The sequence below is a fragment of the Cupriavidus sp. YAF13 genome (assembly GCF_052113425.1).
Classification (GTDB): domain Bacteria; phylum Pseudomonadota; class Gammaproteobacteria; order Burkholderiales; family Burkholderiaceae; genus Cupriavidus.
The window spans coordinates 208923-235755 of the sequence record NZ_JBFRDD010000003.1 but is presented as its reverse complement, the minus strand read 5'-3'; the positions used below and the strand labels follow the sequence as shown (position 1 = coordinate 235755).

Genomic DNA, 26833 nt, shown 5'->3' with positions numbered 1-26833 from the left:
GACGACCGATGGAATCCGGAGCACGTGGCCGGTTTGCTGCCAATCCGAGGCCGTATTGGCCGGACCACTCCCGCTGGCACCCCTCAGGCAGCCCGGAACGCCGGGAGAAACCCGCCCTGCCCCTTGAACAGACACCGGGTTTTGCTGTATTGATCAGACCATCAGTCAATTTGCAGCGGCCTTGCCTTCATGTCCTTACTTCAAGCGGTTTCAGCGCAGCGCCTTTACCGGCTGATCGCCGACCAGATTGCCAAGAAAATCAGCGCAGGCGAGTTCGCCCCCGGCGAGCGCCTGCCGGCGGAGCGCGAGCTGGCCGAGCAGCTCAACGTCGCACGCTCGACGTTGCGCGAAGCATTGATCGCGCTCGAGATCGGCGGCTATATCGAGGTGCGCGTCGGCAGCGGCGTATTCGTGCTGGAACCCAAGGAGAGCGGGCAGGCGGCGGCCCATGGCGCCGCGCCCGATCCGGCGGCCGAGATCGATGCCCGCCTGGGCGCGGCGCTGGAAGCCAGCCCGTTCGAGCTGATCGAGACGCGCACGCTGTTCGAGCCGGAGTGCGCGGCGCTGGCCGCTCAGCAAGGCACGCCGGAGCAGATCACCGCCATCGAGGAGGCGCACCGGACGATGAACCCCGACCAGTCGCCGGAAGCCGGTGACTTCGCGCACGACCGAGCCTTCCACCAGGCGATCGCCGATGCTTGCGGCAATGCGGCGCTGGCGTCGGTGGTCACGCACGTATGGGATCTGTGCGAGGCCAGCCCCCTGTATAAGCGGCTCGACAAACACTTTGTGGATGCGTCTGCCTGGCGCGCGGCGGTTGGCGAGCACGACCGCATCGTCAGCGCGATCGTGGCGCGGGACCCCATCCGGGCGCGCCACGCCATGTCGTTCCACCTGCTGGCAATTGTGTCGCGCCTGTCCGAGGACATCGCCGAATAGGCCAGACAAAGCTTGCCGGGCCCGGGCAATCCGGGTCCGGGCGCACATCGCTGGTGCAAGCCTGGCCCCAGCGCGGCTCCTCCAGCCGCCCACTTTCGCACCAATTCCACGCGCAGATCCCGATAAAAAGTGTCATTAAGTCACTTTTTATACTGGCACGTGGCTTGCGTTAACGAAGCTGAAGTGGTGAAATTCGCCGCAACAGGCCGGACCACCCGCCCACCAGACCTAGAACAACTACCTATTACGCTTAATTTCTCAGTCATCTACGCTTGATTGGCCGGACCACCAGAACAAAAGCATTCAAAGCATCACTCCGCATCACCCCGCATCGGCCCCCTTACCTCACGCGTGCCCAAGCCCGCCCGCATTACTGGAAAGCCTTATGAACCCCGATCACGTCCCCACCCACCAGCCCGAAGCCGGGCAAGCGCCCCGGAACATGAAGAAGATTGCCGCGGCCAGCGTCATCGGCACCACGGTCGAGTGGTATGACCTGTTCATCTTCGCCACGGCCTCGGCCCTGGTCTTCAACAAGGTCTTCTTCCCGGCCTTCGATCCGCTCACCGGCACGCTGCTCGCCTTCGGCACCTTCGCATCGGCCTACGTGGCCCGCATCCTTGGCGCCGCGCTGTTCGGCCACTTCGGCGACAAGGTCGGCCGCAAGTCCATGCTGCTGATCTCGCTCATCATGATGGGCTCGGCCACCTTTGCCATCGGGCTGCTGCCGGACTACCGCTCGATCGGCATCTGGGCGCCCATCCTGTTGCTCACCTTGCGCGTGATACAGGGCCTGGCCCTGGGCGGCGAGTGGGGCGGCGCGGTGCTGATGGCGGTGGAACATGCCCCGGCCGACAAGCGCGGCCTGTACGGATCGTGGGTGCAGATCGGCGTGCCCGCCGGCACGCTGATCGCCAACCTGGCGTTCCTGCTCTGCAATGCCGTGCTATCGAATGAGGCGCTGTTGTCCTGGGGCTGGCGCATTCCGTTCCTGGCCAGCGTATTGCTGGTGGGCGTGGGCATGTACATCCGCCTGAACACCTCGGAAACGCCGTCGTTCAGCAAGGTCAAGGCCACCGCCGCGCAAGTGAAGATTCCGCTGGCGGAAGTGCTGACAAAATCGTGGAAGCAAGTCCTGCTGGGCGGCATCGCGACAATGTCGACCGGCACGGCCTTCAACCTGATCGTGGCGTTCGGGCTGACGTACGGCACGCAGACGCTTGGCTTCTCCCGCAACCAGATGCTCACCATCGCGCTGATCTCATGTGCGCTGTGCGTCGTGCTGCTGCCGCTGTTTGGCCTACTGTCGGACAAGGTGGGCCGCAAGCCGGTGATCATCGGCGGCATCATCGCCGAGGCGCTGCTCGCCTTTCCGCTGTTCTGGCTGCTGGACACCAAGGTGTTCTCGTTCGCCCTGCTCGGCTACCTGCTGATGATGAGCGCCTTCGCGGCCAACTACGGCCCGATCGCCACATTCCTGGCGGAGCTGTTCGGCACCAAGGTGCGTTACTCGGGCCTGTCGATCAGCTACATGCTGTCCGGGCTGCTGGGGAGCGCCGCCACGCCGATCATCACCACCGCGCTGCTGTCCGCCACGGGCCGCGGCTCGTCCGTTGCCTGGTACATGATCGGCTCCGCGCTGATCTCCGCCGCTGCGCTGTTGCTGCTGGCCGAGACGCTCAGGAGGCATGCCCCGGCGGCGGCCTCCGGGGTGGATGCCACCGCCTCGCTGTCCTGAGTGCCGGCCATGCAAGCCAGACTTGACCCGGCGCTGCTGCGCCAGCTTGAACGCGTGAGCTTCCCCACGCTCGGGCACTTCCTTGAAGACGGTTTTGCCAGCCACGAGATCCGCGCGCTCGCGCCCGGCGTGAAGGTCGTTGGCCGTGCCGTCACGCTGCGCCTGGCCACGCCCAACGCCATTGCCGTGAACCGGGCGCTAGCCAGCCTCACGGCCGGCGATGTGCTGGTGATCGACGCCTGCGGCGACCATGCGCATGCCCCCGTTGGCGCCGTCACCGGCACCGCGGCCTTGTGCGCCGGCGCCAGGGGAATCATCGTCGACGGCGTGGTGACGGACATCCTGGAGTTGCGCGCCATGGGGATGCCGGTGTTCGCGCGCGGCACCAGCGTCCTGACCACCAAGCGCATCGACGACGGCGGCAGCGCCGTCAATGCGCCGGTGATCTGCGGCGGCGCCACCGTCAACCCGGGCGACATCGTGCTGGCGGATGACAACGGCGTGCTGTTCCTGGCACCGGACGTCGCCGCCGGCATCATCGGCCAGGCACTGGCTTCCGATGAAGCCGAACCGGCGATCCTGGCCCGCCTGCAGGCAGGTGAGCCGGCCAGTGCCGTGCTGTACCAGGGCGATTGCCACGCGCCCGCAACAAGAGAAACGCCATGAGCGCCCAAGCGACAAGACGGCCGCCAGGGCTGCGGCGCAGCTGGTTGTTCGTGCCCGGCCTGGACCCCGTGCGCCAGCACGCCGCCCTGGAGAGCGGCCCGGATGTGGTGGTCGCCGACCTGGAGGAGTTCACCAGCCCCGCGGACCGTCCCGCGGCGCGCGCGCGGATCGCCGCCTTGATGGGCGAATGCCGGGCGCGCGGCATTGTGGGCGCCGTGCGCGTCAACAAGCTGGATGGCGATGGGCTGGATGACCTGCGCGGCGTGCTGCCAGGCGCGCCCGCGGCGATCCTGCTGCCGCACACCGAGTCGGGCGCGCAGATCCTGGCGCTCGACCAGCGGATCACCGGCCTTGAGCGCGAGCTTGGCCTGCCGCATGGCCACACCGAGATCGTGCCGACGCTGGAATCCGCGCGGGGCATCGTTGCCGCGCCAGCCATCCTGTCGGCCAGCCCGCGCGTGAGTGCCTGCCTGCTGGCGGCGGAAGACCTGAGCGCGGATCTCGATGCGGTGCGCGGCCCGGACGGCGTCGAGCTGCATCATGTGCGCGCGCGCTTCCTGGTGGACTGCATTGCCGCAGGCTGCGTGCCGATCGACTGTCCGTTCAACTACCAGGATGCCGCGGCGCTGGCTGAGGACCTCGCCTGGGCCCGGCGGATCGGGCTGAAGGCAAAATGCACCGTGTTCCCGCATCAGGTCGCCGCGATACACGCGGCGCTGACACCATCGGCGCAGCAGGTCGCGCAGGCGCAAGACAGGGTTCGCAGGTATGAGGCAGTGCGCGACGGCAAGCCCGCGCAGGGCCCGCGTATCGATTCCCCGGACTACAACACGGCACGCCGGGTGCTGGCGCGCCATGCCGGGTTCGTGCAATGGGCGCAGGCCGCCGGAGGCACGGCGGCCGCATAGCGAGTTAGCGAGTTAGCGAGTTAGCCGGTTAGCCAGTTGCCCATCTAGATGATGACCACCTTGTTCCTGCCGTCGGCCTTCGCCATATAGAGCGCGCGGTCCGCAAGCGCGAACCCCTCGCGGGCCCCGGGCTCGACGGCGCCCTTCTTGCGCGCCAGCGATGCGCCGATGCTCAGCGTCACGCTGCCGAACGGCGAGCCGCGGTGATCGATCTTCAAGCGCTCCACGCTCAGGCGCAGGTCTTCCAGCGCCGCCTCCAGCACCAACCGTGGCGCGCCGCACAGAAGCAGGCCGAACTCTTCCCCGCCCAGGCGCCCGGCGATCATGCGGTGCGCGTCCGCGATCGATTGCAGCACCGACGCGACCTCACGCAAGCAGGTGTCGCCCGCCGGATGCCCGTAGGTGTCGTTGTATCGCTTGAACCAGTCGACGTCGACCATGACCGCGCCGATTTCCTCTCCCTCCGCGGTTTCATGCCATCTGCGGCGAACGCTCTCCAGCATGGCGCGGCGGTTGAACAGTTGCGTGAGCGGATCGATCGCGGTGGCAGTGCGCAGCTTCAGGTCGTTCTCGACCATGGCACGCAGGTGCCTGAATACCTCGCACTGCGCCAGGGTGATGCGGTGCGGCGCCGAATCCATCGCGCAGAGCGCGCCGACGACCGTGCCGCAGGGCGCCTTGATCGGGATCGCTGCGTAAAAACGCACGAAGGGGAAGCATCTGACCAGCATGCATTCGCTAAAGCGCGGATCGGCCAGGGCGTCTTCCAGCACGAACAGGTCGCCGTGCCGCGCCACATGATCGCAGAGCGAGTGCTTGCGCGAGATAGGCGAAAGCGGCATGCCCACCGCGGCCCGATAGTGCTGGTGCTCCTCGTCGAGCAGCGTGACCGCCGTCATCGCGGCACCCGTCGCATTTTTCAGGATCGCGGCAGCATGGCGGAAGCATTCGCGGATCACCTGGTCGTCGTGCAGCAGCCAGTCGATGACGGACGGCTCGGCATGCTGCCCGCTGGCGTCGATGTCGGCCGGCTGCAGCCTGCTGGCGGGGCGGTCGTATTCAGTGGCGGGGCGCAAGGTCTACATTCGAAATCAACGGGTGCCCCTCCTAACGGCGGGCCACCCGCAAACTTGAATGCCTTGCGCCAGTCAGTCCGAGCGCCCCGGCAGCATGATGGGGCCATCCTGATCGGAGCTGCCGTCCATCACCACCAGCGCATCGCCAGCCCAGAACACCTCCGCCAACGGCACGCCGGACGCCGATGCCTGGCCGATCTGCTTGCCGTCGGCGGTGTACACCCGCACATAGCCATTCACATAGTAGAGCTTGTCCGAGCCTTGTCCCGGAAAGGCCATGGTCGGCACCCAGCTACGCCAGCTGGCCAGTTTGTATTTCTGATAGTAGAAGGCCCCGTTGGGGCTGTACGCCTTGCCGCCATAGGCCACGCCGTAATAGCAGTAGAGATACGCGGGGTAAGCCAGGATGGCGATTGCCGCGGCGGCAATAAGAAGACGCTTGTTTTTCATTGCTTGTTAAGTGATTGCCCAAACCAGGGGATTGTCCAGACGCCAACGTGCCAACGTGCCAACGCATCAACGTGCGGCCTGCCTCACCGGGACGAAGACCTCCCAGTGCTGGGTCCAACCGCCTGCGGTACGCGGGCAGCGCACCGCTACGCTCTGGCCGGACAGCCCCTGGCTTTTCGGCACCCATTGCACGCGCAAGGCATCGGCGCAGCGGGGCACCAGCACCTTGTTGTTCGGCTCGCCCGCTGCCCAGCGGGTGCCCGCTTGCTGGTTCTGCGCAGCCACGAATGCCGCCGCAGCCTGCTGTATCTGGTCCAGATCCTGAACGGGAGGCGGATTGTACGGCACCTCCGGCCCGCGGGCCTGCGCCGCCGTGCATGCCAGCCCGAGCGCAAGCGCCGCCAAGGCACGGCGCATCGGCATGCCGGCTTTCATCATCATCATCATCACCGCGCCCCTTGCGCAGGCGCCGCCTTGCGCTGGCGCCGGGCGCGCGCGTGCAGGCGGCGCAGTATCACGTCAAAGGACTCCAGCTGCCGGTTGATTTCCGCCTGGCCCTGCTCCACCAGGTAGCCACGGAAGGCCACCGCCACGCGCGGCAGGCGCACGCCCGGCAGGTTCAGTACGTACCAGTCGCGCTCGATGGGATTGCCTTGCAGCGGCAGCAGCCCGATCAGCCCGGCCTGGAATTCCAGTGTGCAGGCGTGCAGGGAGAGAAATGCAAGCCCCAACCCTGCCGACACCATCCGCTTGATCGCCGCGTTGCTGGACAACTCGGACCCCAAGGGCAGCCGCAGGCCGGCCTCCTTGAACAGCCGCTCCACGGTATTGCGCGTGCCCGAGCCGCGCTCGCGCACCAACAGGTTCTCCTCCACCAGGTCCTGCAGCGTGAGATTGCGGCGCGCCATCAAAGGGTGGTCCGGCGCCGCGATGAATGCCATGGGGTGCTTGGCGAACGGCGTCGCCTGCGTGCGGATGTCCGTGGGCGGCCGGCCAATGATGGCAAGGTCGATCTCATGCATGGCCAGCATCCGCACGATCTCCTCGCGGTTGCCCACATGGAGCTTGATCTTGACGTCGGGCTGGTCCGCGGTGAATGCCACCAGCATCGAGGGCAGCAGGTACTCCGCCGTCGTGATGGCGCCGACCCGCAGCGTGCCGGCCAGGTTGCCCTTGAGCGCCGCCACCTCCTCGGTGGCTTCGCGCCACAGCCGCAGGATCTGGCCAGCGTAGCCCGCCATCACCTCACCGGCGGGCGTGAGCTGCGTGCCCCGGCCCGCGCGCTGCAGCAGCGGCGCCCCGATCGCCTCCTCGAGCAGCTTGAGCTGCAGCGACACCGTTGGCTGCGTGATGTGCAATTCCTCCGCCGCGCGGGAAACGCCGCCCAGGCGGGCAATGGCATCGATGGCATTGAGCTGCCGGAAGGTGGTGGTGCGATTCATAGTAGAAAACCTATTGGTCGGTTTTATAAACCAATTTTTCAATATGAAGCGGCTACCTTATAGTGCCCTGACCGGAAACGCAATCGCGTCCGCGTATCGCAACGTAGTGCATAGGGAGACGAGAAATGTCGCTGGAATTGCTGGTGCTTACCCTGGACGATGTACTCATCCGCGCGGACGAACTGCGCAAGTCCGGCTTCGGCGCAGCACCGCGAGAACGCGACGCCCTGCTCCGCTGGCATGAGGACGCTTGCACCGGCGCGCGTGCCGTCAAGCCGGCCGAAATCCGTGCCCAGGCCATGCAGCTCATGCGCAGCGCGGAGCTGGGCGGTGCGCGGCTGGCGCTCGCCGCGCCGGTCGCATCGCGTGCGCTGCGCGTGCTGCTCGACGGCGCCATCGGGCCGGACTGGATGGGCCGCTTTACTGTCGTCGCCACGGCGGACGCGCTGCTGCCCCGCGAAACCGAGATCGAGCTTTACCGGCTGATCCTGCGCACCGCCGACGTGCCCGCGCACCGCGCCTTGCTGGTTGGCGCCACGCCGAGCAGCCTGCGCGCCGCGCAAGCCGTCGGCATGCACACGGCCAGTGTTCAGCCAGCGTATGACGATGCGCCGCGCCAGGCAGGGGGATCCCTCGTGCTGTCAGGATCGCCGGATGCGCCCTGGCCTGACTTCCACGCGCTGGAGTGCATCGTGGATGGCAAGCGGCGGCCGGAGCCGCTCGCAGCAACAAGACCTCAATCACGGAGTTTCCCATGAGCACCATCGTGATCGTCGGCAGCGGCGCCGCCGGACTGCAGGTAGCCACCCGCCTCGCCAGGCGGCTAGGCAAGCCAGGGCTCGCCGAAATCGTGCTGGTCGACCGCAGCCCCACGCACCTGTGGAAGCCGCTGCTGCATGAAGTCGCCGCCGGCAGGCTCGAACCCGTGGTTCACCATACGTCCTTCGCGCTGCAGGCCGAGCGCCATCGCTTCCGCTACGTGCAGGGCGACCTGCAGGCGGTGGATCGCATCAACCGCACCATCTCCGTGGCTATCGCCGGCGCCGGGCATGGCGCGGGCGGACAGACCCAGTCCATCGGCTACGACAAGCTGGTGCTTGCCGTTGGCGGCGTCACGCAGTACTTCGGCGTGCCCGGCGCGCGTGAGCACGCCCTGACGCTGGACAGCGTGAGCAGCGCGGAGCAGGTGCGCGACCGCGTGTTCACCGCCTTGCGCCGCAAGACCGCGCAGGCCGAGGCACAGCCGCAGGCACGCACCGGCACAGTCCGCGTCGCCATCGTCGGCGCGGGCGCCACCGGCGTGCAGCTCGCGGCCCAGTTGCGCCGCACGTCCAGCGTCCTGAACCGTTACGGCATCCACCGGCTCGACCCGGTGAAGGGCGTGGACATCTGCCTGATCGAAGCCTCCCCCGCGGTGCTCCCCGGCCTCGGCGCCCGGATCGCGGATCGCGCCGGCGAGCAGCTCGCGCGGCTGAACATCCGCGTCCAGTGCAACGCCCGCGTGACGTCCGTCAGCGAGAGCGGCCTGACCATGGCCGGCCAGGCACCCATGCAGGCGGATGTCGTGGTGTGGGCGGCCGGCATCGCCGCGCCGGGCATGCTGGCCAGCTTCGGGCTGCCGGTCAATGCCAAAGGGCAGATCCGCGTGTTGCCCACCCTGCAGAGCGTCGAGGACGAACATATCTACGCGATCGGCGACTGCGCCAGTTGCCGGCCGCAGGATCTCGATGCGGAACTCCCGACGCGCGCGCAGGTTGCCTATCAGCAAGCGCTGTATCTTGCGCAAGCGTTGCCACGGCGATTGGCGGGCAAGCACACCGAGGGGTTCCGGTATCGCGACTATGGCTCGCTGGTCTGCCTGGCGGGAAGCAGCGCCATCGCCAACCTCGCCGCGCCGGGCAGGGAGAGCGGCTGGCATATCGAAGGCAGGTTAGCCGCCCTGCTCCACCATGCCGTCTATCGCCGGCACGTGCTCGCCATCCACGGCTGGGGACGCGCGCTGGGCATGACGCTGGCCCAGGGGCTGGAACGTTTGCTGGCGGCGGGCACGCGGCTGCACTGAGGATGGCGCCAGGCGCGGTCGGCCTGGTGGCCGCCATCTGGATCCCTCCCGCCGTTAAACCAGCCCGTAACGCTGCAGCGTATCCCCCAGCCCGAGCAGCTCGACCATCGTCTTGCCCTTCTCCAGCTCTTCGCGGATCTTTGCTTCCTTGAGTTCGCGCTCGGCGCTCCTGGCAATCACGCTGTCTACCTCGCTCGCATCGACCACCACCAGGCCGTCGCGGTCGCCCACGATGATGTCGCCCGGATTCACCACCACGCCGCCAAGGCTCACCGGCACGTTCACGCGGCCTGGCTGATGCTTGTTGGTGCCTTTGATCGACAGCCCCCGGCAGAAGACCGGGAAACCCATCTCGATGATGGCGTTGCCGTCGCGTACCGAACCGTTGACCACCAGCCCCGCCAGGCCCGCCTGCGGCACGCTTGCGATCTCCGGATAATACAAAAAAAGTACAATCAATGGCAAGGAAAGGATTGAACAAGAAAAATACAGCCCAAAAAAAGCAGTGCTCTCTCCGCAGGCAGAAAGGATGGATACAAATTGAATACATAAAACGGCATTAAGTGCACCATACGCCTCACATAGGCGATGGCCATTCCTGCCCGCCTCCGCAAGGGGCGTTTTCCGGCACCGACATGCGGTCTGATACGATTGCCGCCGCGCATGGTGTGCACGCTTGCGCGCAAATTGCATCCCAGTCGCGCCGAGGACATCGCGCGCCGCCCGGCATGGGCACGCCCCGGAAAGAACAAAGCCAGCTATGAAAAAAGGAAGCGAACAGACCTACGAGCAGCTGAAAAAGCGCATCGTGGCAGGCCACTACACGGCGGGCACACAGCTGAAGGAAGAACACATCGCCGAGGAAATGGGCGTCAGCAGGACGCCCGTGCGGGCCGCTCTCAAGCGCCTGATCGACGACGGGCTGGCCGTGGCGCAGACCGGCCGCGGCGTGTTTGTCGCCGGCTGGACGCGCTGGGACATCGAGGAGATGTTCAGCCTGCGCTCGCTGCTGGAGCCCTATGCGGCCAGGCTTGCCGCGGAGCGGGCGGATGCGCAGACCATCGCCGCGCTCAAGGCTTGCAACGCGCGCATGGCCGCCGTGATCGAAGCCGGCGCCAAAGGGGATGACGCCATCGCGGAAATACAGGCGGCAAACAGCGCCTTCCACCGCCTGCTGCTGGAGGCATCCGGCTCCAACCGCCTGAAGTCCATGCTGGAGACGATGATCGACATGCCGGTCATCGTCCGCTCGTTCTTCCTCTATGAACTCGATGACCTCAGGCGCAGCCTGCATCATCACCAGGACATCGTGCTGGCGATGGAACTGCACAACGGCGAGCTGGCCGCGCAGCTGATGTCGGTCCACCTCCATATCTCCAACCAGCGCTTCATGAGCCGCCGCCTGGACTCGGCGCAGGCGGGGCTGCAGCACGATGCCAGCGCCGGCGGCGAAGCAGGCGACAAAACAAACTGAATACAAATTCAGCACAAGCCAGCCGTAAAAATCTAAAATCACGCCCAGAAATTAGAGGTATACCCGTAAGCCAGGCGTTTCCGATTGTTGCTACTGTTTTTTTTATGTACTCTTGGCCGAAATCAGCCAGGAGATCGTCTTGAACATCGCAATCATTGGCCTGGGGGAAGTCGGCCGTTGCTACGCCACCGCCCTGGCAAGCCTGCCGGGCGTGCGGTTCCACCTCTGCGACAGCCACCTCTCCCCCGCGGGCAAGGAACTCGCCACCGCCTGGGGCCTTCCCGTCCATGCGGAAATCGGCCCCTGGCTTGCATCGGCCGACTGGGTCTTGTCCTGCGTATTCGGATCGGCCGCGCTGGCCGTGGCGGGCAACTGCCATGCGCACATGAAAGCGGGCGCAAGCTACGCGGACCTGACGACAGCCAGCCCCGAGGACAAGCGCAAGGCCGCCGCCGCGGCATCCACCGCCGGGCTCGCGTATGTCGATGTGGCCGTGATGGGCGCCATCTCACTGTCGCTGCATCGCACCCCGCTGCTGTGCGCCGGCGCATCCGCCCCTGAATTCTGCAAGCTGGTCAACGCGGCCGGCGGCAAGGCTGAAGCCGTGGAAGGCGGCGTGGCCGGTGATGCAATCTCGCTGAAGATCCTGCGCAGCGTCTTCACCAAGGGCATGGAGGCCCTGTCCGTGGAGCTGCTGATGGCCGCCGAGAAGCAAGGCGTGCGCGACAAGCTCTATGGCGTGCTGCGCGACATCGATGAGGCGCCGCTGGCCGGCTTTATCGACATGCTGGTCCGCACCCACACCATCCACGCCAAGCGCCGCACGCACGAGGTGCTGGAAGCGCAAAAGGAACTCGCGCGCGCCGGGCTTCCCTCACTGGTCCTGCCCGGTGTCGAAGCGCGCTTCAAGGCCACGGCCGCGGCGCTGGATGCCCACCCCATCCAGGACAACCCCACGATCCAGGACGCGCTTGGCTGGCTGCTATCCAACCAGCCATAGCCAGCCTCTCCTCGCTTCGCCCGAATCCGCTTTCAAAATAAAAAGGAGACACCATGCACAAACTCGCCCATGCATTGCTGGCGGCAGCCCTTGTTTTGCCCGCCATCGCGGCCACGCCCGCGCTGGCCTCTGACGCCTATCCCGGCAAGCCGATCCGGATGATCGTGGGCTTCCCGCCCGGGGGCTCGGCCGACATCAACGCGCGCATCGTCGCGCAGGGCCTCGGCAAGCAACTGTCCACGTCCATCGTGCCGGACAACAAGCCCGGCGCCGGCGGCAACATCGCGGCAACCGAGGCCAAGCGCGCCACGCCCGATGGCTACACCATCTTCTACAGCACCTCCGCCGTGGTGCTGGCCCCGGCGCTGTACCAGAACGTGCAATTCGATACGTTCACGGATTTCGTGCCGGTCTCGCTCACCGCCATCGTGCCGCTGGTCCTGGTCACCACGCCAGGCCTGCCGGTGAAGAACGTCCACGAATTGGTGGCCTACGCCAAGGCAAACCCCGGCAAGCTGAACTACGCGTCATCCGGTGCAGGCGCCTTGCTCCATCTCGGTGGCGCGCTCTTTGCCAAGGCAACCGGCATCCAGGTGACCCATGTCGCCTACAAGGGCAGCGCGCCCGCAATCACCGACCTGATCGCCGGCTCCACGCAGTTCATGTTCCTGCCGCTGAGCGACGCCCAGCCCCTGATCAAGGGCGGCAAGCTGAAGGCCCTGGCCATCACCAGCGCCAGGCGCTCGACACTGCTGCCGGAGATCCCGACGATCAAGGAAGCGAGCGGCATGAGCTCGCTGGAAATGGGCGCGTGGCAAGGCATCCTGGTGCCAAAAGGAACGCCGGAGTCCATCGTCAAGCAACTGCGGGAAGCGACTGACAGGACATTGAAAGATGAGGCGGTGCGCGCCAAGCTGATCGCCCAGGGCTCCGACATCCTTGGCGGCACGCCCCAGCAATACACCGCCTACATGAAGAGCGAGGCCACGCGCTGGGGCCAGATCATCAAGGAGTCGGGCGCCAAGGTGGAATAAGCCTGCCGAGTGGGGATCTGGTCAGGGCCCGCCGGCCTGCCGCAGATGCTCCCCGAGAAGCCGCGCGGCGGACGACAAAGGCACGCCCGAGCGCGTTGCCAGCAGCAGCCGCCGGCTGGCCCAATCGTCCGACAAGCCAATCATATGCAGCCCCAGCGCCTTGGCCTGGGCACGGCACACGGCTTGCGGCAGAACGCCTACGCCAAGGTCGGCCGCAATCATCTGGCACATCGCGTCGAAGCTGCGGACCTGGATGCGAAGCCGAAGCGGCCGCCCGGCCTGCTCCGCCGCGCGCGAGGTCAGCTCCAGCAACGCACTGCCGCGATTGAGCCCGACCATGTCGTACTCCAGGCAGCTCGCAAAACCGACGCGCCGCTTGCGCGCGAGGGGATGGCGGCGCGAGCACAGCAGCACCAGCGTGTCGGTCTGGAAGTCGCTGATGTCCAGGCCATCCGTGGGCGTGCCTTCCGAGAACACACCGATATCCGCCAGGCCGTCCACCAGCGCGCGGGCGATATCGCCGCTGAGTTGCTCCTCGAGCTCGACATGCACACCCGGGTGCTGCGACAGGAAGGTGGCGAGCCTGGCGGGCAGGAACTCCGTCAGGGCGGACATATTGGCCCACAGCCGCACATGGCCCAGCAAGCCGCGCGAATGGTCCTGCAGCTCCGCGCTGAAGCGCTCGAAACCCTGGAACAGGCGCATGGCGTGCTGCATGGCCATATGGCCCACGGGCGTGAGCGTCACCCCCTTGGACGTGCGCTCCAGCAACTGCAAGCCCGTGGTTTCCTCGAAATCCGACAAGCGCCGGCTGGCCGCCGACAAGGCCAGGTGGCAGGCGGCCGCGCCTTGCGTGATGCTGCCGGTCTGCACGACCGCGCAAAACAGGCGCAGCGTCACGAAATCTACGCGGGCGGGATTGAGGGGCCAGGTCATTGGCGCATTCTAGCGCGGGTCCTTCGCGTTTTGCGAAGCCGGATTGCGGAGATCGCAATTCCGCCGGCGGCGCCGCGCCCATAGAGTGGCGGGAACGGCCCGGGCCATGACGGCGGCACCATGGCTTGGCGAACACAACCAGGATCACACCGCCGGTGGCTGGCCGGCGCGTGATCCGCAACCCGCAAAAGGAGTGCAAGCATGCATCACGGCCAAGGCATCCGCCTGCAGTTCAATGAAGTGGCGACTCGCGATGGTTTCCAGATGGAGTGCGATTTCATCGAGACGGATGACAAGGTCGCCCTGCTCGACGCGCTGAGCGGCCTGGGCTTCGCCAAGATCGAAGTCACGTCGTTCACGTCGCCCAAAGCCATCCCGGCGCTCAAGGATGCAGAGGCGGTCATGCACCGTATCCGGCGCGCGCCCGGCGTGGTGTACACCGCGCTGGTGCCGAACGTGCGCGGCGCGCAGCGCGCGCTGGAGTCCGCCACCGGCGAGTTCAACCTCGTCATGTCGGTGAGCGCGACCCACAACCTGGCCAACCTGCGCATGACGCAGGAGCAATCGTTGGGCCAGTTGCAGGAGGTGATCGCGCTCGGCACGCAACACGGCGTGCCGCTGAACGTCTCGCTGTCCTGCGTATTCGGCTGCCCGATGGAAGGCGAGATCGCGGCCGAAGCGGTCTTTGGATGGATCGCCCGCTTTGCCGAACTGGGCGTGCACGGCATCACGCTGTGCGACACCACCGGCATGGCGTACCCCAACCAGGTGCAGGCCCTGTGCGAGGCCGTGCAGGCACGCTTTCCCAGGCTCGAATTCACCGCCCATTTCCACAACACGCGCGGCATGGGGCTGGTCAACGCGGTAGCCGCCGTGCAAGCCGGCATCCGCCGCTTCGACACGTCGCTTGGCGGCATCGGCGGCTGCCCCTACGCGCCCGGCGCCACCGGCAACGTCGCCACCGAGGACATGGTGCATCTGTTCGACTGCATGGGCTACGACACCGGCGTGGACCTGCCCGGCTTGCTCGACGCTGCCGCCACCCTGCGCCAGCTCCTCAAGCACGACCTGCCCGCGCAGGTTTCGCAAGCCGGCCCGCGCCTGACGCGGCACGCCCCGCCGGCGGATTTCGAGGACATTCGCCGGCGTGCGCTGGCGCGCTGAAGCCACGCCGGATATTGACGCCCCGCCCGGCCTGCTGCATGATCCGCAAATGCGCTTCCCGGCTCTCAACACCACGACCACTACCACGACCGCCACCACGACCGCTGATGGCGGGTCGTGTGGTCGGACCATGAGCCAGGCATAATCCGCTCAAGTCTTCACCCCAAGGCCCCGCCAGCGATGGACGGGGCCTTTTGGTTTCTCCGCCCGCGCTGGCATCACAGGAGAAACATCATGCCAGGCAGTGCAAGCCCCGGGCGCTCCGCCCTCTTGATCATCGACATGCAGGTCGGCATGTTCAACGGCCCGCACAAGCCCTATGAAGGGCAGCGTGTCCTCGCCACCGTCAACACGCTCATCGCCAAAGCCCGCGAAGCGGGCGCACCCGTCTTTGCCGTGCGCCACACCGGCCCGCTGGGATCTCCGCTGGAGCCCGGCAGCGCGCTGTCGCAACTGCTTCCCGAGCTTGCGGTGGATGCGATGGCGGACACGGTGTTCGATAAAACCCGGCCAAACTGCTTTGCCGGAACCGGGCTGGCAGGCTGGCTGGCGGATGCCGGCGTTGCCGAGCTGGTCATTGTCGGCATGAAGACGGAGTACTGCGTCGACACGACTTGCCGTGCCGCCGCGGAGCTAGGCTTCAGGCCAGTGCTGGTCGCGGACGGACATACCAGCATGGACACGCCGGTGCTGCCGGCGCAGGCCATCATTGCGCATCACAACCGGACGTTGAGCGGGCCGTTCGTGAAACTGGTGAGCGCGGCGGACTGCCTGTTCGCACATCAGGCCCGGCCAACCGACTCGATGGCCACCGCCAGCCGGGCCACCGCCGGGGCGATCTCCTCCTCCCTGACCCCGCCGTAGCCCAGCACCAGGCCGTTCTGCGCGCGCCGGGGATCCGCGTAGTAGGACGACAGCGGGCGCGCCACGATCCCGTGGGCGAGCGCGGCGCGCGATACCAGGTGATCGTCCGCGCGGCGCAGCAGCACGGTCAGATGCAGCCCGGTATCGGTGCCGACGATATCGATCTCGCCGTCAAGCCGGCGCTGCAATGCCTGCGTGAGAAGCGCCTGGCGCTCGCCATAGATCTTGCGCATGCGCCGGATATGGGCGGCATATTGCCCGTCCGCGATAAACAGCGCCAGCGCGGTCTGGATCTGCAACTGCCCACCGCGATACAACTCGGAGTGCGCTACGGCGAAGGCATCCACCAGTGACGGCGGCAGGATCAGGAAGCCGAGCCGCAGGCCGGGGTACAACACCTTGGAAAAGCTGCCCACGTAGATGGTGTTGCGATGGGGATCGAGGCCCTGCAGCGACGGCTGGGGCGCGCCGTGGTAACGGAACTCGCTGTCGTAGTCGTCCTCGATGATCCAGGCGCCGTAGCGATGCGCCAGCTCCGTGAGCAAACGCCGGCGCGCCAGGCTCATTACCACGCCGCTGGGGTATTGGTGCGACGGGGTGACGAAGATGAGCTTGGGCGCGATCTGCGGCGCGATGGGGGGCTGCATGCCCTGCGCGTCAACCGGCACCGCCTCGACCTTCAGGCCGGCGGCGCGAAACACGCTGCGCGCGCCCCAGTAGCCCGGGTCTTCCACCCACACCACGTCGCCCGGATCGGCGAGCAAACGGGCGCACAGATCGATGGCCTGGTGGCTGCCCTGCGTCACCACGATCTGCTCGGGCGAGCAGTCGACGCCGCGCGCGAGCGCGAGGTATTGCGCCAGCGCGTGCTTGAGCGGCGGACAGCCATGCCGCGTGCCATAGCCCAGTTGTTCCTGGCAGGCGGTTTTCCAGACCTGGGTGATCAGGCGCTGCCAGGTTGCGCGCGGAAACTGCCTGACATCCGGAATGCCCAGCACGAACGAGCCCACCTGCCGGTCCGATGCGCCGGCGCCATTGAGCAGCTCGCGGGCTCTGGCGGACAGGCGCGATGCCTCGCGCGGCGGCGCGATCTCGCTCGCCTGGCTCAAGCCGAACACGCGCTCGCGCAGCGCGGGATCGGGCAGTGCCTTGCCGACGTAGGTGCCACTGCCGCCCTGTGTCAGCGTATAGCCTTCTTCGGTGAGGCGCTCATACGCATACAGGACGGTGTTGCGGGCGATGCTCAGGCCTTTGGCGACCTCGCGTGTTGGCGGCAGGCGGGTACCGGCCGACAACTGGCCAGCAAGGATCGCACCGCGGATGTCGTCGAACAACTGCCGGTTCAAGGGGAGGCCCGATCGGTCGGGCTGCGCCCAGTGACTGCGCCCGAGAAGCCAGTCGATCAATGGCGTCTCTTTCAAAGTCTTCGCTCCTCTCTCTCGTTGAGTCCCGACTCTTGGCTACTGACATCATGATGCGTTCGGCACTTTGTAACGTACGCTACAAAAAACTGAGGGCTGAGCCGGGTGCTTCACCGACAAACAATACACGCAGCGTCCGCCAGATGAAACCGAGGGTTTCTACGCGGTTTTTGCCGAGCTACCCAAATGATATTCTCCGCTTTGTTTCACGATCTGTAATGTTTATTACGTCATACTGCCGCACCGCATAGTGGCCCGGCAGTCTCTTTTTCGGAGAGCGGCTTGGCCAGGTTATCAATCAGGGAAATGCTGGCAGACCAGGCCGCCGGCTTCACCACGTCGGAGCTGAAAGTAGTGGAAACGCTGCTCGCCAGCTACCCGAGCGCCGCGCTGACCTCCATCTCGAACCTCGCGGGACAAGCCGGGGTCAGCGATCCCACGGTGTACCGGCTGGTCGTGAAGCTGGGGTTCGACGGCTACCCGTCATTTCAGCGAGCGCTCCTGGCGGAGGTCGACGAGGCAATGAATTCACCGCTCTCGCGGCTCGGCGCGCTGGGCGAACCGGCACTCGGAGAGGATTTTCAAAGGCGTTCGCTGGCAAGCCTGGCGATGTCGGTCGAGCGCGTGGCGCAGCACGCTGCGCCGGAGGACTTCAACACCGCCGTCGAGTTGCTCGGCAATGCGCGGTCCGCCGTGTTCTGCACCGGCGGACGATCGAGCTTGTTCCTGGCCTCGCGGCTCGCGTCGCACCTGACGCATATCCGGCCCAAGGTCCGTCTCGTCGAGCCTGCCCTGGAGCGGGCGAACGAGGTACTGGTCGACATCGGGCCAAACGATGCGCTGGTCGTCTTTGACTACCGCCGCTATCAGAAAAGCGTCATCGACTTTGCCGCCGCGGCGCATCGCCTGGGCGCAAGGATCGTCCTGTTTACCGACGAGTGGAAGTCGCCGATTGCCGGCTTCGCCACGGCCACGTTAAGCAGCTTTGTACAGACCGGCTCGCCGTTCGATACCAAGGTACCCGCGCTGGCGCAATGCGAGACCTTGATCGCCGCGCTTATTGCCCGCTTCCCCGAGGAGGCAAGGCGCCGGCTCGAAGCCATCGAGGCCGTACGCCGCTCTGCCACCCCCGAGGGTGCAAGCATCGATTTCTAGAATGCCTTTCCTTTCAGGAGAATAATGAAATGGCCACTCAGCAGTTTTCATTGATGCGCCGGGCCAGCCCGCTGGCCTTGGCGCTTGCCCTGCTAAGCGCATGCTCGACGCAAACCGGGGTGTCCTCGGCGCCGCCGGCCGCAACCGCGCCCACGGCAACGGCCTTGCCCGCGGCGCCGGAAGTCTCGTCCGGCTACCGGCCGGGCATGACGACCACTTATGCCGACAAGCACATGGCCGCTGCCGCCAATCCTCTGGCCACCGAAGCCGGCCGCAAGATCCTGCGCGCGGGCGGCACGGCCATCGATGCGGCCGTTGCCATGCAGGCTGTGCTGACGCTGGTCGAGCCGCAGGCCACCGGCATCGGCGGCGGTGCCTTCATCATGTACTGGGACGGCAAGCGCGTGCAGGCTTATGACGGCCGCGAGACCGCGCCCGCCGGCGCCGGCGAGAACCTCTTCATGCGCCCCGACGGCAAACCCATGAGCTTCAGCGAAGGGCAGATCGGCGGGCGCTCGGTGGGCACCCCCGGCGTGCTGCGCGCGCTGGAACTGGCGCACCGCCAGCATGGCAAGCTGCCCTGGGCCAAGCTGTTCGAGCCGGCCATCGCGCTGGCGGAGCAGGGCTTCCCGATTTCGCCGCGCCTTTATACGCAGATCGCCGCGGACAAGTTCCTCCCGGCTTCGCCCGAGATGGCAGCCTACTTCCTGACGCCGGACGGCAAGCCCAGGCCGGTCGGCACCATGCTGAAGAATCCGGCGCTGGCCAGGACGCTGCGCGAGATCGCGCACCGCGGGCCGAACGTGCTCTATACCGGCCCGATTGCCAGCGAGATCGTCAAGCAGGTCAACGGCAGCGCCAACCCGGGCTCGCTCTCGCTGGTTGACCTGAAGGATTACCGCGCCAAGGAGCGCGCGCCCATTTGCAGCGACTACAAGCGCTGGAAGATCTGCGGCATGCCGCCACCTTCCTCAGGTGGTATCGCTATCGCGCAGATGCTCGGCTCCTTGCAGGCGCTGGAAGCCAGGAACCCGAAATACGCGCTCGCCGCGCTCAAGCCGAAGCAGGTTGCAACGCCTGCCGGGGTCGAGCCGGGCATCGACGCTGTGCACGCCATTGCCGAGGCCGGGCGCCTGGCCTATGCGGACCGCGGCCTCTACGTGGCGGACTCGGATTTCGTGCCCGTCAACGTGGCGGGGCTACTGAGCCGCGACTACCTGGCAAGCCGCGCGAGCCTGATCGGCGAGGAAAGCATGGACAAGGCGGAGGCCGGCGTGCCACCTGGCGCCACAGTCGCGCTGGCGCCGGACCGCTCGCCGCCGCGCGTGTCCACATCGCAGATCGTCGCGGTGGATGACACCGGCGGCGCGATTTCCATGACCACTACCGTCGAGAGCTATTTCGGCTCGCACCTGATGGTGCGGGGGTTCGTGCTGAACAACCAGCTCACCGACTTCTCCTTCGTGCCGAGCGAGAACGGCAAGCCCGTCGCCAACCGCGTGCAGCCCGGCAAGCGCCCGCGCTCGTCGATGGCGCCCACGCTGGTGTTCGACCGCGACAGCGGCAAGCTGGTCGCAACCGTGGGTTCGCCCGGCGGCTCGCAGATCATCGAGTACGTGTCCAAGACGCTGGTGGGCCTGCTGGACTGGAACATGGACGTGCAGGCGGCCATCAACATGCCCAACTTCGGCAGCCGCAACGGACCGACGGAGCTGGAAGCCGGCCTGGTCAGCCCGGCCCTGGTGCAAGGCCTGAAAGACCGCGGGCATGAGGTCGCGCAGATCGAGATGACCAGCGGCACGCAGGCCATCATGCGCCGCCAGCGCCCCGATGGCACGTGGGCCTGGGCCGGCGGCGCCGACCCGCGCCGCGAGGGAGTGGCATTGGGGGATTAAGCGCGGTTGCGCAATGGCGCTGGCGCTGTCGGTGCTTTCGAAGCGCCGGGACTGCGACGCGCAAGGCCGGCCCGAGGGCCGGCCTTCTTCGTTGCGGCCTGCCAGCCGTTACTCGTAGGAGAAGAAGCTGCCGAGCTTGTCCATGCGTTCGAGCGCCATGCCCGCGCCCCGCACCACGCAGGTCAGCGGGTCATCGGCCACCAGGACCGGCAGGCCGGTTTCCTCGGCCAGCAGGCGATCCAGTTCGCTCAGCAGCGCACCGCCGCCGGTGAGCATCATGCCGCGCTCGGCAATATCGGCGCCGAGTTCCGGCGGAGTCTGCTCCAGCGCGATCTTGACCGCCGACACGATCTGATTGAGCGGTTCGGTCAGCGCTTCCAGGATTTCGTTGGACGATACCGTGAACGCGCGCGGGATGCCTTCGGACAGGTTGCGGCCCTTGACTTCCATTTCGCGGACTTCGGCACCCGGGAACGCCGAGCCGATTGTCTTCTTGATGGCCTCGGCGGTCTGCTCGCCAATCAACATGCCGTAGTTGCGCCGGATGTAGTTGACGATGGCCTCGTCGAACCTGTCCCCGCCCACGCGGATGGAACCCTTGTAGACCATGCCGCCCAGCGAGATCACGCCGACCTCGGTGGTGCCGCCGCCGACGTCCACCACCATCGAGCCGGACGGCTCCGACACCGGCAGCCCCGCGCCGAGCGCGGCCGCCATGGGTTCCTCGATCAGGTAGACCTGGCTGGCGCCGGCGGCCAGCGCGGATTCGCGGATGGCGCGGCGCTCGACCTGGGTCGAGCCGCACGGCACGCAGATGATCATGCGGGGCGACGGCCGCAGCAGCTTGGTGTCGTGCACCATCTTGATGAACTGCTTGAGCATCTGCTCGGTGACCCGGAAGTCGGCGATCACGCCATCTTTCATCGGGCGGATGGCCTCGATGTTTCCAGGTACCTTGCCCAGCATCTGCTTGGCTTCCTTGCCCACCGCCTCGATGGTCTTCCTGGGATTGGGGCCGCCCTGCTGGCGAATCGCGACCACCGAGGGCTCATCGAGGACGATGCCCTTGTCGCGCATGTAGATCAGGGTGTTGGCGGTGCCGAGGTCGATCGCGAGATCGTTGGAGAAGTAGCTACGGAGAAATCCAAACATCGGGGAACTTTCATCTGGTGGTTCGCAAGCATGCGAACCGGCGGGCGCCAGTTCTGGCGACAAGCAGGCTAGGAATAGCGGCGCATGCAGGAAGCCCTCATGCGTCGCGCGTCGAGCGGAGCGGCCTTCGGCGGTGGCCGGCGCTCCGTCACTTTGTATGGGCGGCAAAACCCGGTGGTGGCCACGTCCGTGCCGCTTGGCGGCGAAACCGGCCACCATGCAACCGCTGAACAGGCCATATCGTTGAAACCGCGCCGGGATCACAAAAAAACCCTGGCGAGACTTAACCGAAACATCCTTGGCTCGGGGAGTGGCGTGCGCCGTACTTGCGCCACGCCGGCGCGTGAGCCAGGTGCCAACCAAAGGTTAACCGGGAACGAATGATACCTTGCACAAAGGTCTTCCTGCTCAAAAAATGGCGTCGGCCGGCCAGCGGCGCAAGCCGTGGCGTCAGGGACCGAACCGGGGGCCGCCCTCCCCGTCCTGCTCAGTGCGCCGGCAGCCGCACGTCCCGCAAGCAACCCAGCAGTACCTCGAACGCCGGCCCTATCTGCTCCTCTGGCACGCACGCATACCCGAGCAACAGCCCCCGCTGCACCGCACCTCCCAGAAAATACCGCGACAGTGGCCGTACCAGGATGCCCCGGCGCCCGGCTTGCTCCGCAATGGCCACATCGTCCGCGCTGTCAGGCAGGCAGAGAACAAGGTGCAAGCCGGCGTTGCTGCCGTACCGGTGCAGCGCTTCGGGTCCCAGATAGCGCTCGATCAGCCCTGCCAGGATGGCGCGGCGGCGGCCGTACAGCAGCCGCATGCGGCGGATGTGCGCGGCATAGTCGCCCGCCTGCATGAACTCGGCCACGGTGGCTTGCGTCATCAGGTGGCCGGCGCGGTACAGCTCGGAATGCGCGGTCTGGAAGGCCCCGGCCAGCGCGCGCGGCAGGACCATGTAGCCCATGCGCAGCCCGGGGAACAGCGTCTTGCTGAATGTGCCGATATAGATCACCGGCGCATCCGGTTCCATGCCTTGCAGCGACGGGATTGGCTGGCCGGAGAAACGGAACTCGCTGTCATAGTCGTCCTCGACGATCCAGCTGCCCTGGCGCCGGGCGTATTCGAGCAGCGCGCGCCGCCGCGTCAGGCTCATGACGGCGCCGAGCGGATACTGGTGCGATGGCGTGACAAAGATAAAGCGCGGCGGCTGGCCTGCGTCCTTCCCCGCCGGAATCGTCAGCCCTTCCTCATCGACCGGGACCGGCATCATGTGGATGCCGTTCATCTGCAGCAAGCCGCGAATCCCCCAGTAGCTGGGCTCCTCCACCCAGGCGTGCTCGCCGGACATGCCAAGCATCCGGACCAGCAGGTCGATGCCCTGGTGAATGCCTTCAGTGATCAGCACCTGGGCGGCGTCGCATTGCACCGATCGCGCCACCCGCAAGTGCGCCGCCACGGCTTCGCGCAAGGCGGGCAAGCCACCGCCATGGCAATAGCTGAGCCGCTCGGGTGGTGGATTGCGCCACAGGCGGGCGGAGATCTGCGCATAGCGCTGGTGCGGGAAACGCGTCACATCCGGCACGCCCGGCATGAAGGCGCCCCACTGCGATGGCGACGCCGAGGCATTGGCCAGCAATGCCACGCCGCGCGGCGACAGGCCCGGCATGGCCCGGGCCTGCGCGCCGCTGGGCTGGCTGGCCTTGGCATTGAGATAGGCCTCCGGCGCGGTGGCGGCCACGAAGGTGCCGCTGCCGGTACGGGCGTGCACATAGCCCTCGGCCAGCAACTGCTCGTACGCAAACATCACGGTATTTCTCGACATGCCGAGCTCGGATGCAAGGTCACGCGATGGCGGCAAACGGGTCTGGGGCCCCAGGCTGCCGTCGAGGATGGCGCCGCGGATGCACTCGTAAAGACTGCGGTTCAACGGTTTCGCAAGGGCTGCGGGACCGTCCGGACCCAGGCGCTGAAGCAGCAGGTCGCCGCAGATCGATCTCAATTGGCACCATCAGATATGTGAATGCGGTACTGGATTGTAGTGCCAAAGGAAGTTGAAATGCACTGCATCGCTGCGATCGTGATCGATCGGCAGCCAGCGACAACCTGCGGAAACCCGCGAAAACCGAGCCCGGCCGGCAAGCGCCGCCCAGGCCATATCAAGCACCACGGAGAGCCCATGAAGAACCTCGAACTGAATCAGCGCCGCGCCCTTGCCACCCCCCGCGGCGTCGGCGTGATGTGCGACTTCTATGCAGACCGCGCGGAAAACGCCACGCTCTGGGATGTGGAAGGCCGCCAGTACACCGACTTTGCCTGCGGCATTGCCGTGCTCAATACCGGTCACCGCCATCCGCGCGTGATGCAGGCGGTGAGCGCGCAGCTCGAGCGCTTCACGCACACCGCGTACCAGATCGTGCCCTACGAGAGCTACGTGGCGCTGGCCGAGCGCATCAACGCCCTGGCGCCGATCGATGGCCTGAAGAAAACCGCCCTGTTCACCACCGGCGCGGAGGCCGTGGAAAACGCGGTCAAGATCGCCCGCGCGCATACCGGGCGCCCTGGCGTCATTGCGTTCTCGGGCGGTTTTCACGGCCGCACCCTGCTTGGCATGGCACTGACCGGCAAGGTGGCGCCGTACAAGGTCGGGTTCGGGCCGTTCCCCTCCGACATCTATCACGCGCCGTTCCCGTGCGAGCTGCATGGCGTGAGCACCGAGCAATCCATCCAGGCGCTGGCGTCGCTGTTCAAGACGGATATCGACCCGCAGCGCGTGGCGGCCATCATCATCGAGCCGGTCCAGGGCGAAGGCGGCTTCCACCCGGCGCCGGTGGACTTCATGCAGAAATTGCGCGCGCTGTGCGACAAGCACGGCATCCTGCTGATCGCGGATGAGGTGCAGACCGGTTTCGGCCGCACCGGCAAGCTCTTTGCCATGTCGCACTACCCGGTGGCGCCCGACCTCATCACCATGGCCAAGAGCCTGGCGGGCGGCATGCCGCTGTCGGCCGTCTGCGGCCGCGCCAGCATCATGGACGCGCCGCTGCCTGGCGGCCTGGGTGGCACCTACGCCGGCAACCCGCTGGCGGTGGCCGCCGCCCATGCGGTCATCGAAACCATCGAGGAAGAGCGCCTTTGCGAGCGCGCCACCGCGCTTGGCGAGCAACTCAAGGCCGTACTGCAGGAGGCAAGCCACACCTGCCCGGTTATTGCCGACATTCGCGGAATTGGCTCCATGATCGCTGTGGAGTTCTACGATCCGGCCACCGGGCAGCCCAGCGCTGAACTGGCCAAGCGGGTGCAGCAGCGCGCCATGGAGGCCGGGCTGATCCTGCTGACCTGCGGCACGTACGGCAACACCATCCGCTTCCTCTACCCCCTCACCATCCCGCAAGCCCAGTTCGACGCCGCACTGGCGGTGCTGACGAAGGTGCTGGCCGGCATCGCCGCATAAAGGGAGACACCATGGGAGACACCTTGAAACTGCAACGACCCGAGCTGCTGCGCAGCGCCTGCCTGATCGATGGCGAATGGACCGGCGCCGCCAGCGGCGCCGTATTGGTAGTGCACAACCCGGCCACCCACGATGTGGTCGGCACCGTCCCGGGCTGCGGCGCCGCCGAAGCCCGGCAAGCCGTGGAGGCCGCCGCGCGCGCGCTGCCGGCCTGGCGCGACCTGACCGGCAAGGCCCGCGCCGCGGTGCTGCGCCGCTGGGCCGACCTGATGCTGGCGCACCAGGAAGACCTGGCGCAACTGATGACCGCCGAGCAGGGCAAGCCGCTGGCCGAAGCGCGTGGCGAAGTCGCCTACGCGGCCTCCTTTCTCGAATGGTTCGGCGAAGAAGCCAAGCGGGTGGACGGCGACGTACTGTCCAGCCCGCGCGCCGGCCAGAAGATGCTGGTGCTGCGCCAGCCGGTGGGGGTGTGCGCGGCGATCACGCCGTGGAACTTCCCCGCCGCCATGATCACGCGCAAGGCCGGCCCGGCGCTGGCCGCGGGCTGCACCATGATCGTGAAGCCCGCCGAACAGACCCCGCTGAGCGCGCTGGCGCTGGCCGCGCTGGCCGAAGAAGCCGGCGTGCCCCGTGGCGTGCTGCAGGTCGTCACCGGCGACCCGGTCCAGATCGGCGGCGTTTTGTGCGACAGCCCGGTGGTGCGCAAGCTGAGTTTCACCGGTTCCACCGCCATCGGCAAACTGCTGATGGCCCAATGCGCCGGCACGGTCAAGAAGCTTTCGCTCGAACTCGGCGGCAATGCACCGCTGATCGTGTTCGAGGACSCCGATCTCGACCGCGCGGTGGACGGCATCCTGGCTTCGAAATTCCGCAACAGCGGCCAGACCTGCGTCTGCGCCAACCGCATCTATGTGCACGACGCCGTGTACGACGAGGTGGCCAGCCGGCTGGTGCGCGCGGTAAGCGCCCTGCGCCCCGGGCACGGCATCGACCGCGACGTCACGCAAGGGCCGCTGATCGACGCCGACGCCGTCGCCAAGGTGGAAAGCCACATCGCCGATGCGCTCGCCCATGGCGCGCGCGTGTTGACGGGCGGCAAGCGTCATGCGCTTGGCGGCACCTTCTTCGAGCCCACGGTGGTGGCTGACGCCACCGCTGCCATGCGCGTCGCGCGCGAGGAAACGTTCGGCCCGCTGGCACCGTTGTTCCGCTTCAAGGACGACGAGGAAGTCATCGCCATGGCCAACGACACCGAGTCCGGTCTTGCCGCTTACTTCTTCTCCAAAGATATGGCCCGCGTGTGGCGCGTGGCCGAGGCGCTGGAGTACGGCATGGTCGGCATCAATACGGGGCTGATCTCCAACGAGGTGGCGCCGTTCGGCGGCATCAAGCAATCGGGCCTCGGCCGCGAAGGCTCCAGCTACGGCATCGACGAGTACCTGGAGATGAAATACCTCTGCCTGGAACTCGGCTGATCTGCGGGCGCAAGCAGCGCGCAAGCCTGCGTGGACCGCCGGGAGGCGGTTCCATCAACTAATCCCGATTGGCTCTTATTTACGCGCTGGATGTTCCTTATGCTAGCCAGACACAATGAGCCGGACCTTTTAACGCCATCAGGTCTTTCATTGCGTTAGCCATTGCGTTAGCCATTCAACGAGGAGAAAAAAACATGTCGAATACCGGTAGCGCCCTGCGTGAAGTCGATAGCCTGTTGGTGCCTGCCACCAATGCCACCCATGCCCCCGGCGCGCCGGCCGCGGATGCGCCGGGCAAGGTGCAGGAACGCCTGAAGAAGGCAAAGAAGAAAATCGCCGATGTGCAATACGTCGTCGTGGAAAAGAGCCGCCACACGGCGCGCGTCGCGGACGACTATGTGCATGAAAGCCCGTGGACGGCCATCGGCGTGGCTGCTGCTGTCGGCGTGCTGATCGGCTGGCTGATCGACCGGCGATAAATCCCCGGGCCAATCGCCCACGTATCCGCCCGGGCCGCCAACCACCGCGGCCCGGGACCCC

Annotated in this window: 24 protein-coding genes and 1 pseudogene; 16 read left to right on the top strand and 9 right to left on the bottom strand. The window is 66.6% G+C overall.

From position 1 onward, the window contains the following. Positions 1–189 precede the first annotated feature (189 nt). The 4 genes from AB4061_RS04505 (at position 190) to AB4061_RS04490 (ending at position 4251) form a co-directional block, all read left to right on the top strand. Positions 190–939: a FadR/GntR family transcriptional regulator gene (locus tag AB4061_RS04505; protein WP_441631273.1), complete on the top strand. Its 750-nt coding sequence runs from the start codon at positions 190–192 to the stop codon at positions 937–939. A gap of 385 nt (positions 940–1324) precedes the next feature. Beyond that, on the top strand, positions 1325–2677 hold the full coding sequence (locus AB4061_RS04500; protein WP_441631271.1) for an MFS transporter: 1353 nt from the start codon (positions 1325–1327) through the stop codon (positions 2675–2677). A gap of 9 nt (positions 2678–2686) precedes the next feature. Further along, on the top strand, positions 2687–3343 hold the full coding sequence (locus AB4061_RS04495; RefSeq protein WP_441631269.1) for an RraA family protein: 657 nt from the start codon (positions 2687–2689) through the stop codon (positions 3341–3343). Then, on the top strand, positions 3340–4251 hold the full coding sequence (locus AB4061_RS04490; RefSeq protein WP_441631267.1) for an HpcH/HpaI aldolase/citrate lyase family protein: 912 nt from the start codon (positions 3340–3342) through the stop codon (positions 4249–4251). Before AB4061_RS04495 ends, AB4061_RS04490 begins: the two co-directional genes overlap by 4 nt. A gap of 44 nt (positions 4252–4295) precedes the next feature. Here the strand turns inward: AB4061_RS04490 and AB4061_RS04485 are convergent, their stop codons facing one another. From AB4061_RS04485 to AB4061_RS04470, 4 genes are all read right to left on the bottom strand, one after another. Further along, positions 4296–5327, bottom strand: coding sequence for a sensor domain-containing diguanylate cyclase (locus AB4061_RS04485; RefSeq protein WP_441631265.1), 1032 nt, complete (start codon positions 5325–5327; stop codon positions 4296–4298). Positions 5328–5399: 72 nt separating this feature from the next. Continuing rightward, positions 5400–5777 carry a hypothetical protein gene (locus AB4061_RS04480; RefSeq protein WP_441631263.1) on the bottom strand — a complete coding sequence of 126 codons (378 nt, stop codon included), beginning with the start codon at positions 5775–5777 and terminating at the stop codon, positions 5400–5402. A 66-nt stretch (positions 5778–5843) separates the two neighbouring features. After that, a complete protein-coding gene (locus AB4061_RS04475; protein ID WP_441631261.1) occupies positions 5844–6224 on the bottom strand; it encodes a hypothetical protein in 381 nt (126 codons plus the stop codon). Next, on the bottom strand, positions 6224–7219 hold the full coding sequence (locus AB4061_RS04470; protein WP_441631259.1) for a LysR family transcriptional regulator: 996 nt from the start codon (positions 7217–7219) through the stop codon (positions 6224–6226). The genes AB4061_RS04475 and AB4061_RS04470 overlap by 1 nt, the downstream gene beginning before the upstream one ends. Positions 7220–7344: 125 nt before the next feature. Here AB4061_RS04470 and AB4061_RS04465 point away from each other — a divergent pair, with 125 nt between their 5' ends. Beyond that, positions 7345–7977: a hypothetical protein gene (locus tag AB4061_RS04465; RefSeq protein ID WP_441631257.1), complete on the top strand. Its 633-nt coding sequence runs from the start codon at positions 7345–7347 to the stop codon at positions 7975–7977. Then, a complete protein-coding gene (locus AB4061_RS04460; protein WP_441631255.1) occupies positions 7974–9281 on the top strand; it encodes an NAD(P)/FAD-dependent oxidoreductase in 1308 nt (435 codons plus the stop codon). The genes AB4061_RS04465 and AB4061_RS04460 overlap by 4 nt, the downstream gene beginning before the upstream one ends. Positions 9282–9335: 54 nt before the next feature. On the opposite strand, the pseudogene AB4061_RS04455 reads toward AB4061_RS04460, so the two are convergent. Continuing rightward, positions 9336–9695, bottom strand: a pseudogene (locus AB4061_RS04455) (RraA family protein); the annotation flags it as partial. Between the two features lie 346 nt (positions 9696–10041). Here AB4061_RS04455 and AB4061_RS04450 point away from each other — a divergent pair. The 3 genes from AB4061_RS04450 to AB4061_RS04440 all read left to right on the top strand — a co-directional run bounded on the left by AB4061_RS04450 (position 10042) and on the right by AB4061_RS04440 (position 12789). Then, positions 10042–10755, top strand: a complete 714-nt coding sequence (locus tag AB4061_RS04450; protein WP_441631253.1) for a GntR family transcriptional regulator — start codon at positions 10042–10044, stop codon at positions 10753–10755. Positions 10756–10894: 139 nt separating this feature from the next. Continuing rightward, entirely contained in the window at positions 10895–11755 is an 861-nt protein-coding gene (locus AB4061_RS04445; RefSeq protein ID WP_441631251.1) for an NAD(P)-binding domain-containing protein, read from the top strand. A gap of 53 nt (positions 11756–11808) precedes the next feature. Then, positions 11809–12789, top strand: a complete 981-nt coding sequence (locus tag AB4061_RS04440; protein WP_441631250.1) for a Bug family tripartite tricarboxylate transporter substrate binding protein — start codon at positions 11809–11811, stop codon at positions 12787–12789. Positions 12790–12810: 21 nt separating this feature from the next. On the opposite strand, the gene AB4061_RS04435 is transcribed toward AB4061_RS04440, so the two are convergent. Continuing rightward, positions 12811–13725 carry a LysR family transcriptional regulator gene (locus AB4061_RS04435; protein WP_441631248.1) on the bottom strand — a complete coding sequence of 305 codons (915 nt, stop codon included), beginning with the start codon at positions 13723–13725 and terminating at the stop codon, positions 12811–12813. A gap of 201 nt (positions 13726–13926) precedes the next feature. Between AB4061_RS04435 and AB4061_RS04430 the strand changes: the two genes are divergently transcribed. Both AB4061_RS04430 and AB4061_RS04425 read left to right on the top strand, forming a co-directional pair. Continuing rightward, on the top strand, positions 13927–14889 hold the full coding sequence (locus tag AB4061_RS04430; RefSeq protein ID WP_441631246.1) for a hydroxymethylglutaryl-CoA lyase: 963 nt from the start codon (positions 13927–13929) through the stop codon (positions 14887–14889). Between the two features lie 234 nt (positions 14890–15123). Beyond that, a complete protein-coding gene (locus tag AB4061_RS04425) occupies positions 15124–15753 on the top strand; it encodes a cysteine hydrolase family protein (protein ID WP_441631244.1) in 630 nt (209 codons plus the stop codon). Here the strand turns inward: AB4061_RS04425 and pdxR (AB4061_RS04420) are convergent. Beyond that, positions 15672–17174: a MocR-like pyridoxine biosynthesis transcription factor PdxR gene (pdxR, locus tag AB4061_RS04420; protein WP_441631242.1), complete on the bottom strand. Its 1503-nt coding sequence runs from the start codon at positions 17172–17174 to the stop codon at positions 15672–15674. The two genes, AB4061_RS04425 and pdxR (AB4061_RS04420), sit on opposite strands and share 82 nt — an antisense overlap. Positions 17175–17456: 282 nt before the next feature. Between pdxR (AB4061_RS04420) and AB4061_RS04415 the strand changes: the two genes are divergently transcribed. Both AB4061_RS04415 and ggt read left to right on the top strand, forming a co-directional pair. Further along, positions 17457–18329 carry a MurR/RpiR family transcriptional regulator gene (locus tag AB4061_RS04415; protein WP_441631241.1) on the top strand — a complete coding sequence of 291 codons (873 nt, stop codon included), beginning with the start codon at positions 17457–17459 and terminating at the stop codon, positions 18327–18329. 29 nt (positions 18330–18358) lie between these two features. Beyond that, the gene (ggt, locus tag AB4061_RS04410; protein ID WP_441631239.1) at positions 18359–20224 is read left to right on the top strand and encodes a gamma-glutamyltransferase; all 1866 of its coding nucleotides are present in this window, start codon (positions 18359–18361) and stop codon (positions 20222–20224) included. A gap of 108 nt (positions 20225–20332) precedes the next feature. Here ggt and AB4061_RS04405 read toward each other — a convergent pair whose 3' ends face one another. Continuing rightward, positions 20333–21376, bottom strand: a complete 1044-nt coding sequence (locus tag AB4061_RS04405) for a rod shape-determining protein (RefSeq protein WP_441631237.1) — start codon at positions 21374–21376, stop codon at positions 20333–20335. Positions 21377–21863: 487 nt separating this feature from the next. Then, positions 21864–23366, bottom strand: coding sequence for a MocR-like pyridoxine biosynthesis transcription factor PdxR (gene pdxR / locus AB4061_RS04400; RefSeq protein ID WP_441631235.1), 1503 nt, complete (start codon positions 23364–23366; stop codon positions 21864–21866). Positions 23367–23543: 177 nt separating this feature from the next. On the opposite strand from pdxR (AB4061_RS04400), the gene AB4061_RS04395 reads away from it, so the two are divergent. The 3 genes from AB4061_RS04395 to AB4061_RS04385 all read left to right on the top strand — a co-directional run bounded on the left by AB4061_RS04395 (position 23544) and on the right by AB4061_RS04385 (position 26772). Then, positions 23544–24818: a 4-aminobutyrate--2-oxoglutarate transaminase gene (locus AB4061_RS04395; RefSeq protein ID WP_441631234.1), complete on the top strand. Its 1275-nt coding sequence runs from the start codon at positions 23544–23546 to the stop codon at positions 24816–24818. A gap of 11 nt (positions 24819–24829) precedes the next feature. Further along, positions 24830–26293, top strand: coding sequence for an NAD-dependent succinate-semialdehyde dehydrogenase (locus AB4061_RS04390; RefSeq protein WP_441631232.1), 1464 nt, complete (start codon positions 24830–24832; stop codon positions 26291–26293). A 194-nt stretch (positions 26294–26487) separates the two neighbouring features. Continuing rightward, positions 26488–26772, top strand: a complete 285-nt coding sequence (locus AB4061_RS04385; protein ID WP_441631230.1) for a DUF883 family protein — start codon at positions 26488–26490, stop codon at positions 26770–26772. Positions 26773–26833 lie beyond the last annotated feature (61 nt).